Source organism: Psychrobacter sp. AOP5-GZ1-6 (assembly GCF_052376345.1).
Lineage (GTDB): Bacteria > Pseudomonadota > Gammaproteobacteria > Pseudomonadales > Moraxellaceae > Psychrobacter.
In genome coordinates, this window is sequence record NZ_JBQSVP010000118.1 from 1 (window position 1) to 9,583 (window position 9,583).

Below are 9,583 nucleotides of genomic sequence, written 5' to 3' on the forward strand. Positions count from 1 at the left end.
AATTAAAAAAGGTTATATAGGTGAGGCTTTAAATACACTAAAAACAACTGCTGATAAGTTTCCAAAATATATATATGTTCTACGTCTTATCATAAACGGACAATATTACTTTGTGTTTGATAGTCAACCATTGAGCATTCTTGATAAATCAGGAGTAGCAGGAATTATAATGAAGGTTGATAGTTCATTTAATCCTAATTCTTCAATTAAGGAACTGTTCAATAACGAAGGTAAATTTCACAATATGGACCAGGATCATATAAAAACTTTTAACCATATGACCAAGGCTAAAATATCTAACTGGTTAAGGACTGCTTTAACTAAGTTTCCAAAAAAGAAAATTGAATTTTAAATATAAATATGAGAGAAAAATTGACAGTCATTATTTCTACTAAGCCCTTAAAATTTAACTTCTTTGGTAGGTTTTTTGGAAACAGTACCATTAATCTATAGTCAGTCTACAATAAAAGAGATACAGTCCATATTATGAAACAGTTTAAGTAGATTATTTTCCATCCATCCTTGTCGTAGAAACTTAGTGAACCGCCCCGACTTTATCGGAGAGTGATTTACTTGATTCAGGCAGCAACACCTGACAGGATTAAACTATCATAATACCGCTTTTCAAATTCAAAAGGTGACACATAACCAATCGTACTATGCAATCGTGTTTTATTGAACCAGTCCACCCATTCAAGCGTGGCTAATTCAACATCGTTGACGCCAGTCCAGCTCTCTTTTAAATATTGAATCACCTCAGACTTATATAGGCCATTGACCGTTTCAGCCAATGCATTATCATACGAGTCGCCTGTTGTACCGACAGAAGCAATCACGCCAGAGTCAGCCATTTTATCAGTATAGCGAATGGATAAGTACTGAACCCCTCGATCACTGTGATGAATGACATCCTTAGGGTTGTTCCTGTCTGCTATCGCCTGATTTAGCGCAGCCATAACCATATCGGTATTCATGCGATTAGAGACTTTCCAACCAACGATAGCACGAGCAAACACATCAATAATAAAGGCAGTGTAAACCCAGCCGCTCGTCGTCTTGATATAAGTAAAGTCAGCCACCCATAACTGATTAGGATGATGGGCATTAAAGTTACGATTGACCAAATTATCAGCGCGCTTCTGGTCATCACGGCTATTGGTGGTAATCTTGCCTTTGCCACGCCAGATGCCTTGCATACCATACTGCTTCATTAAACGCTCTACGGTGCAACGAGCAACCTTTACGCCATCAGCCTTCATCTGCTGCCAGACTTTACGCACACCATAACGGCATTTTCTATCCTGCCAAATACGTTTAATCTCGCTGAGATAATAGTCGTCATGCTGACTGCGCAGTGAACGCTTTTCAGGATTGTTAGCTAAATAGTTTTCACGATGATAGGTTGACGGGGCAATCGGTAGTATTCGACAGATAAGCTCGACCCCATAACTACCTCTATAGTCATCAATAAACTGAACCATTGTCTGAGTGGGCGGTCGAGCTCCGCCTGGGCGAAAAAAGCCGCAGCCTTACGTATAATCTCATTGGCTTGCTTGAGCTCTCTGTTTTCGCGTTCAAGCTCTTTAATACGTTGCTCTTGGCTTTGGGCTTGTACTGATGCCGGAATGGTTTGCTCTATGTGCTTCTTATGCCATGATCGCAGGGTTTCAGGTGTACAGCTAATCTTAGGTGCAATGGCTTGAATAGCTGACCATGTGGAGGGGTAATCGCAAGACGCTTCAATCAGCATGCGAACGGCGCGTTCTTTCATCTCGGGAGTATAAGTTTGTCTTTTCATTGTCGTATTCTCTCAGAATATTAAGTCTCCGACAATCCTGGGGCGGTTCACAATGAATTTAAATTGCCATTACCATTTGAGCTACAGGCAGTTATTACAGAGAAAATTATAGTCAGTAATTCGGATGTAAAAAAATCACTTAAGGATTTAAAAGAACAACTTAGCTTGCCCGCTTTAAGTAATCAATATATCGACAATGGTTTGCATACCATTATAAACAACGAACTTCATCAGCCATTACACGTTGACATTATTACTGGTGTTGATGTTAAGCACAGCTCACCACTTTACTACACAAGTATTAGCACACAAAATTTAGAGAGTACCTATAGCAGTGCTATACACCTATTGACTGAACATTGTGATAAGGAAAGCAAGAACAAACTACGTCATATAGCAAAACAGGGTATTAAAAGTAATCATTTAAAGCAATATGTAGGCAGTAATATGCCATTAACTCTGAATGCCTGCCAAGCATTTTTTACTAGACTTAACGGTGCTATAGAAAGCTATAACGGTCGATTAAAGCATGGTTCGGATATTCTTCATGACAGGTACATTGAGCAGTTTAACTGCTATAGCGTTTGGCTATGGCATATTATCATCATTCAAACAGGCATACGACCTGCCGTTCATGCATCAGGACTGTTGAATCAGATTGATTTCGACCAAAAAATCATGTGGGTATCAGATAAAGAAGAACGAAACAATCAATCCTGTGGACGATTGATCCCCTTAAGCAATTTTCTAATCACTGCCATAAAACTAGGGGCTGTCCTAGATAAGTAAAATTATATAGGATAGCATCTACATCAACTAAAACAATGGGTTAAACAGGGTTTGAACTAGTTATCTAGGACAGCCCCTAAAAGTATTATAAGAAGAGATAAAATGAAATATGTGTTTGATAAGCAATTAGAAATGATTAATGACTGGTGCATGGTAAAAAATGTACAGCGGTTTAATCAGTTAAGTCAAATCATTTATATTGATAAGTCTATTGGTGATGGCTACTTTGAACGTTATGATTTCGGTAGCATTGGTCTATCACGGGTCAATTGCTACTTTCATAGAAATCATCAATTCATTAATCCTAATTGCCAAACCAGTTATGTTTTATACATTGTTTTGCAAGGGAGCTATGAATATCAGCTAGACGACAAAGTGACTATAGAAGAAAAAGTAGGAGTAAAAGCAACAGTAAAAACAGAAGCAAGGCAGGTAAATAGAACCAAGCTAAAACAGTTTGAGCAAGTAACGATAAATGCGCCTGCCATTTGGTTAATAAAAGGCGATTTAGGGAGATTGAGCACAATTATTAGTGCTAAGGAAGACATTAAAGCCTTATATATTGAGCTAGATAAAGACTTTGTTGGTAAATTAGCCACACAAATAGAGCAGCAGACAGATGCCAATAATTTAATCATATCCAAATTAATGACTATGTCCGATTCGTCAATTCTACCTTTAAACCTGACTACCAAAGCGGCAAATTTTGTAATGCAGGGCTGGGAGGTTTATAACACACCTAGTCCCACTGATGATATTAAATTTATGGCACTACAAGGACAATGCTTAACCTTTACGAGTTTATTATTGAAACAATGTATTACTGAAATAGGCGGGGCTAAAGTACAGGTTCTTAATTCTGCTTATCAAGCCAAACTGCTTCTTGATGAGTTTTACAATAAGAATTGGACGATACGAGAGCTTGCGCAAAAAACAGGCACAAATGAATGTTATTTAAAGGCCGAATTTAAGAAATTAACGACTCTAACGATTGGTGATTATCGAACTCATAAACGCATGCAGTTAGCCATGAAACTATTACAAGAGAGACAAAAAATTGCTCCAATTGCTAATCAGCTTGGTTTTAGTAGTACTCAATATTTTCGTCGGGTGTTTTACAAGTTTTATGGCTATATGCCGGATTAATATATGATAAATTGATATAAATCGGTAACTTTCCCGATTTTATTAAATAATTACGTATAGTCTAAAAATTTGTGTTAACTTTGTAAGTGATATTGATTATCATTAACATTATTTTTCATTTATGTTACTTTGGATTTATATATGTTGCCTAGCAAATTATCTTCCCTTCAATATTATCTCAGTGACCGTCATCTCAGTAAGGATATCAAAACGACTAAAAAATTTAATGCTTTATATATACCCTCCTTATATCTAGCGCCATTACTTAGTTTATATATTCCTACCACAGCATTGGCAGCCCCATATGAAAATAGCCTGTCCTCAAATGTGCAAACCTTTAATGCGGAACAATTTGCTGAGAGGCAAGAGGTCGCTGAACAAAATAATGGTATTAATGAAATGACATCTGATGACATGCCTACTGTCACCCTTGATGCGATTACTGTTAATGTTCGAGGTATTGAAGAAGACGAGTTAAAGACCCCCTTTGTGGTTGATACGATTGACGCGCAAGAAATTGAAGACAAGCAATATGTGACGGTAACAGATGCCTTGCGAGATGTACCTAGTATAGATATCCACGATGGTGGTAATGTGGGCTACTCGACACTATGGATGCGTGGTACAGGCTCGTTAAGTATTACCAGTCTTGATGATAATTCTGTTGATGTCCGAATAGATGGTATCAGCAATGGTAAAACGGGATTGGCACGAAACTTAATTGATGTTGAAAAAGTTGAAGTCGCAAAAGGTCCTCAAGGGACGCTATTGGGTTCAAGTGCTGAGGCTGGTGGTATCATTATCAAAACCTTTGACCCATCAGATTATACAGAAGGCAGGGTCAGTGTGGGTGTGGGTAATCATAATCTTAAGCGTGGCGAGGCGATGCTAAATCTACCTATAACGGATAATGTTTCTTTTCGCATTGCAGGTATGCTGGAGGAACGTGATAATAGTCTGATAAAACGAGAAGATGGCAAACCGCTTAATAAAAAAGACAAACAAGGCATACAAGCCAAGTTGCGTTGGCATGATGATAACGAAGACAATAATGTCGTCTTAACCGCTTATCATGATGAGCAAACCAATAATGTTCCTGTCCTACAAAAAGATTTTGATACTTATAAAGTTGCCACGTTTAATCTACCACATGAAAATACAAACACCGCTAAGGGCCTGAATTTAGTGGTGAATAGTACCGCTTTTGATTTTGCTGATATAGAGTCAAAAACAGGTTATCACCATTATGATAGCGATATTCTGCGCCCCTACCTACCGCCAGAGATGTTGTCCCTACAATTCAGCGGATACCGAATTCCAGAAGACCAACAGCCCATATTTAGTGAGGTTCTTACCCATCCTGATAACAATCGTCAATACTTAGAGGAATCGATTAAACAGGTTTCGCAAGAAATAACATTGGTCTCTAAGCCAGAGAGCGAAGTCCAGTGGGTCGCAGGACTCTACTTCGCAAACAAAGATAGGGTGTGGAAAAACGATGCCCGAATGAACTTAAATGACATGCCAGATGGGTTATTGAAAAACAGCACTCTTGGTAGTGCGAACAACGCAATTACCGATAAAACATTTGATACCCAGACGAAAGCCATATTTGGTGAAATAACGTATCCTGCGACCGAAAGTCTAGATGTGATAGCAGGGCTACGTTTGGCAAATGAAGAGCAAACACACGATGCCGTTTGGCAAGGCAATGATAATAACCCATTGGGTAATGATGTAAAAAGTGGCAGTAAAACGCTGGAGGACACCGCAACGACGGGACGCTTTGGTTTGAGCTATGCTATAAGTCCTAATTGGCGGGTATATGCACTACAATCACGCGGTCATAAGTTCGGTGGGTTTGCCGATTATGACAATAACATGGCTTATGGTAACCCCCTTGCATATTACAAGCCGACGACAATTGATGCCTCTGAGATTGGTACAAAATATCGCAGTGCAGACAATCGCTTAAATTTGGGGTTGGCACTTTATCGTAACAAAATGAAAGACGACCATATGAGCGTAACAGCCTCACCTCCTGAATATAAAAGTGAAACGTTCAACGTTGATAGCCGTAGTCAAGGTATCGAGCTATCCGCAGATTGGCGAATGACCAATAATTGGCAGATAAAAACCCAACTTGCCTACACCGATGCAAAGGTCACTGATGCTAGCGAAGTACCACCACCCGCTAGACCGGGGATGTTACCGCTAACGGCAGAAGATAACCACATGCCACAAGTGCCAAAATTCAGTGGCAGTATTAGTATGCAATACAACGATGATTTACTGTTTACATTGCCAGTATTTGGTAAAGCGCAGTGGTTCGCTGATGCAAAATATCGCTACGTGGGTGACCGTTATGCGCAAGCGTACAATGGTATTGAGCTTGAGAGTTATGGTTTGGTTGACGCTAGTCTAGGACTCACCAGCTACAACCACGAACTAAGCATTTGGGGTAAAAACTTAACAGATGAACGCTACGAGCATATAAAAATATATCCGATGAATGTTGGTATATTAGGAACTGATAGAAGCTATGGTCTTAAATATAGTTATTACTATTAAGACTGTCACTACTATTAAGGTAACAACAGATGAGGATATCTTCCAATCGCAAGCCTTGGGTTTTGCTTGCCAGTATTTATATCACTCAGTATATCGGGCTGGCGTTTATTTTTGCATCTTCAGTCGCTATTATGCGCGATATGGGGATGCCATTAAACAAAATTGCTTTATTAAACATCATTGCCTTACCGCTATTATTAAAGATACTGTACGCCCCATTTATAGATCTTATTCGTCCCGCATTTATGCATAGACGGCTACAAGGACGCTATCGTAGTTGGTTACTTATAGCGCAGTTTTTAATGATGATTTTATTGGTTATCATCGGCATGCTAGATATTGCGACACAGTTTAGTCTAATGATAGGATTAATGCTTGTTTATGCTTTGGCCGTGAGCGTGCAAGATGTTGCGATAGATGGCCTTGCGAACAAAATCTTTAGTAAAAATGAGCGGCAACGAGCAAACAGTGTGCAGTTCTCTGGTAATCTTGTGGGTAATATTATTGGTGGTGGCCTGATACTTATGGCATATCCTTGGCTACAATGGCAAGGGGCACTGCTTGTGCTAGCGTTATTAACAAGTATCTCATGGTTACAACTGCTGCGTTATGTAGAGCCGACAATAGAGTTACCAGAAAATGCTGATACCCGTACAGCCGCTACGCAGTTTGTGCAAAAGACGTCTTTAACGCGCTCGTTAGTTATCTTGTTAGTCGCCATGTGGCAATTTATAAGAAGTAATCTGGCATGGTTTATTTTATTAGTAATTTACCCTGTCGGATTTAGTGCCGGCTTTACCCTATTGAATCCAATACTGGTGGATGCGCACTGGACGTTTGCAGATATAGGTTTTGTGACTAAAGTATACGGTTCTGTGATTGGGGTGATTTCTGCGCTTAGTGCCAGTCTTCTTATTGACAAAATGGGCCGAGTTAAAACATTGCTCATGTTAACGGTAGCGCAAGCTTTGGTACTGATGTTATTTTTACCTCTAAGCTATGGTTACACCAATAAGCTTATGGTATATAGTGCAGTGACCACCTACTTTTTAGTAAACCCTGCACTCATGACGACTGTTGCCACAATTGCGATGGATAAAGCCAGCCTAAAATCTGCCAAAGCCACGTTCTTTACCTTGCAACTGGGTACTTTTTCTTTTATGGGCTTTGTTTGTGCAGGTGTAGCGATGACGGCAGCCAATACGTTTGGCTACAGCAAAGTGCTAATGGCAAGTATCTCTCTCACCCTCATCATTGTCTTATTTATGCGCGCAAAACAAACCATGTTTAATAGCTAGATCTCAGTCACTTAATCTAGGGCGTGTCTTCATTTACAATTTATGGGCTAAAAATGGCTATATTACCGCCAAACTTTGTCTAATTCGTAGTCAATATGTCTATATTAACTGCGAAATTATTCGCGTTTGACAACAATCTATCTCATTTTTATCTCTATAATCCAATTGGAGACATGCCCTAGACAGACCTTAGTCTTAATCAACCTTAAAAGTGGTACACGGCAGATAATTGCAAGTACTACAGTAGTAGGCTAAGCGAGTCTTACATCGTAACTCTTTAAGGGTGGGCAACTATAGTATCGCTTCTACACATTTTCTTCTATTACGCTAGGGTCCGTTAATTGTTTAATAAACCCTAAATTCTATTCACTAGCACAGCACAGGTTACCTTATGCCAGCCACCCGCCCCTTTACGCCGATAGCAGATATAGATGCCAAGTTAGACATCATCGAGCATCTTAATCAAGACCATATCGAAGAAGTACAAGCGATTGCAGCGTATTATTACCCCGATTTAGCAATTACAAATCCTCTTATTATAGATATTTATAAAGAAGGGATGCTGATATCAGCACAGGTAAATAATAAAGCCCAAGAGTTGTTTGTCGATTTTAAACTTGAAGGTGATTTAGAAGAACAGGTGCTTTATTTGGCATATACTGCGATGGCGGAGCAAGGTCGCGATTTAACAGGTAATAAAAAGCATTACTTTGAGGTGATTGGTAAACAAAAATTAACGCCAAACATGACGCGGTTGACGCTACATAGTGAGACACCGCTACCAGAAAATTATGCCGGCTATGCTTATGGAATGATACTAAAAGTACTGAATACCCTCCCCCTTCAGCAGACAGTAGCAGACAAGCAGCAAACCACCTCGCTAACCACCTCCATAAAAGAACAGGTTAACAAACAAGTAAAAAAACGAGGCAATCAAGCATTCTTATGGCTGCTTAAAAAAGTATCTAGTGATAGAAGGCAAAAGATTGTAAAAACCATCAATAAAGATATTCGTCTGTACACACTACGCTCGGCTTGGAAGAGTAAAAAATCTGATTTTAATAATCAAGGTTATATGGATGTGTTCACGCATGGAAATAGTGCAGGTAGCTTATGGATTGAAACAGTAAATTTGGGCGATATTGTTTTTAGTCGTACAGAAACCGATGACAAGCACGCGCATTTACAGGAGGGGCAAACGGTGTTAATTGCTGATGAAACGGCTTATCCTGCTTTGGCGGGTATTCTGGACTTTTGGCAAAACGATATACCGCCTCATATTGTTATCTTAAGTCAACAACCGTTAGAACAAGATTACTTTGACGATAATGAATTTCCGGTAGGAGCGACTATTCATCGTATTGTCAGCCCATATAATCAACAAGGATTAAAAACCCTTGAGATATTAAAAGATATTGAGTCTATAGACGGGGTATGGGGCGCGTTTGAAAGCAAGGCGTGTAAAGTCGTGCGTCATTATTTACGTAATGAGCGCCAGTTAACTGGCAAGCAGAACCATATTAAAGGATATTGGAAAGCCACTACTGATTGATATGGCTAGGCGGCTAGTCCAGCCTAGCTGCCTAGCTGTATATGTTTAAACTTTCTTCGGCATACTATGGCAAGAACAAATGACGACACCGCCAATCCCACTACCATTAATAACCATATGTCTTCAACGCACAGTCTCATTATCCAATTAAATTTAATAGAGAGGATAACGATGGGAACAATAAATAGCCAATAATTGATAAGTATCACCAATAAGGGTTTTACGAAATCTTCAAAACCTCGTAAAACACCACTGATGAGCATTTGCATGGCACTAAAAAATTGAAAAGCAGCGCCATATGTCATCAGAATGGTGGCTATCTCTTTTACGCCATCGTCATTGGTAAAATAGCCCACTATCTTATCATCGTAAACGACTAATAAGGCGGCCATAATCGTTGCATACACCACCGTAACCAACAGGGTGAAT

The 9,583-nt window shown here is 39.4% G+C and carries 8 protein-coding genes and 1 other annotated feature; of the genes, 6 read left to right on the plus strand and 2 right to left on the minus strand.

Going from position 1 to position 9,583, the window contains the following annotated elements; genetic code table 11:
• Positions 1 to 352, plus strand: a 352-nt coding sequence (locus ACT3RN_RS12465) for a hypothetical protein (protein WP_444518692.1), incomplete at its 5' end; no start/stop codon positions are given.
• 226 nt (positions 353 to 578) lie between these two features.
• On the opposite strand, the gene ACT3RN_RS12470 is transcribed toward ACT3RN_RS12465, so the two are convergent.
• Positions 579 to 1,798, minus strand: a protein-coding gene (locus tag ACT3RN_RS12470; protein WP_225736916.1) for an IS3 family transposase whose coding sequence is annotated in 2 segments (ribosomal slippage) — positions 579 to 1,513 and positions 1,513 to 1,798 — 1,221 coding nt in all. Because the reading frame shifts where the segments join, the coding sequence is not laid out codon by codon here.
• Positions 1,407 to 1,523 (minus strand) — a sequence feature (AL1L pseudoknot). It overlaps the preceding gene by 117 nt.
• A 63-nt stretch (positions 1,799 to 1,861) precedes the next feature.
• Here ACT3RN_RS12470 and ACT3RN_RS12475 point away from each other — a divergent pair.
• The 5 genes from ACT3RN_RS12475 (at position 1,862) to ACT3RN_RS12495 (ending at position 9,154) form a co-directional block, all read left to right on the plus strand.
• A complete protein-coding gene (locus tag ACT3RN_RS12475; RefSeq protein WP_192519481.1) occupies positions 1,862 to 2,587 on the plus strand; it encodes a hypothetical protein in 726 nt (241 codons plus the stop codon).
• Positions 2,588 to 2,689: 102 nt separating this feature from the next.
• Positions 2,690 to 3,733 (plus strand): helix-turn-helix transcriptional regulator, encoded by a 1,044-nt coding sequence (locus tag ACT3RN_RS12480; protein WP_192519480.1) that lies wholly within the window; start codon positions 2,690 to 2,692, stop codon positions 3,731 to 3,733.
• 141 nt (positions 3,734 to 3,874) lie between these two features.
• A complete protein-coding gene (locus tag ACT3RN_RS12485; protein ID WP_442062976.1) occupies positions 3,875 to 6,304 on the plus strand; it encodes a TonB-dependent receptor in 2,430 nt (809 codons plus the stop codon).
• A gap of 29 nt (positions 6,305 to 6,333) precedes the next feature.
• Complete coding sequence (locus ACT3RN_RS12490) at positions 6,334 to 7,602, plus strand: MFS transporter (protein ID WP_192520254.1); 1,269 nt, start codon at positions 6,334 to 6,336, stop codon at positions 7,600 to 7,602.
• A gap of 391 nt (positions 7,603 to 7,993) precedes the next feature.
• On the plus strand, positions 7,994 to 9,154 hold the full coding sequence (locus ACT3RN_RS12495; protein ID WP_192520253.1) for a siderophore-interacting protein: 1,161 nt from the start codon (positions 7,994 to 7,996) through the stop codon (positions 9,152 to 9,154).
• 23 nt (positions 9,155 to 9,177) lie between these two features.
• On the opposite strand, the gene ACT3RN_RS12500 is transcribed toward ACT3RN_RS12495, so the two are convergent.
• On the minus strand, positions 9,178 to 9,583 hold a 406-nt coding region (locus tag ACT3RN_RS12500; protein ID WP_444518693.1), incomplete at its 5' end, for an MATE family efflux transporter.

What these genes read in the sequence shown, in the direction of transcription:
- ACT3RN_RS12480 (WP_192519480.1), top strand. Translation starts at nt 2,690, where the DNA reads ATGAAATATGTGTTTGATAAGCAATTAGAAATGATTAATGACTGGTGC.
- ACT3RN_RS12485 (WP_442062976.1), top strand. Translation starts at nt 3,875, where the DNA reads ATGTTGCCTAGCAAATTATCTTCCCTTCAATATTATCTCAGTGACCGT.
- ACT3RN_RS12490 (WP_192520254.1), top strand. Translation starts at nt 6,334, where the DNA reads ATGAGGATATCTTCCAATCGCAAGCCTTGGGTTTTGCTTGCCAGTATT.
- ACT3RN_RS12495 (WP_192520253.1), top strand. Translation starts at nt 7,994, where the DNA reads ATGCCAGCCACCCGCCCCTTTACGCCGATAGCAGATATAGATGCCAAG.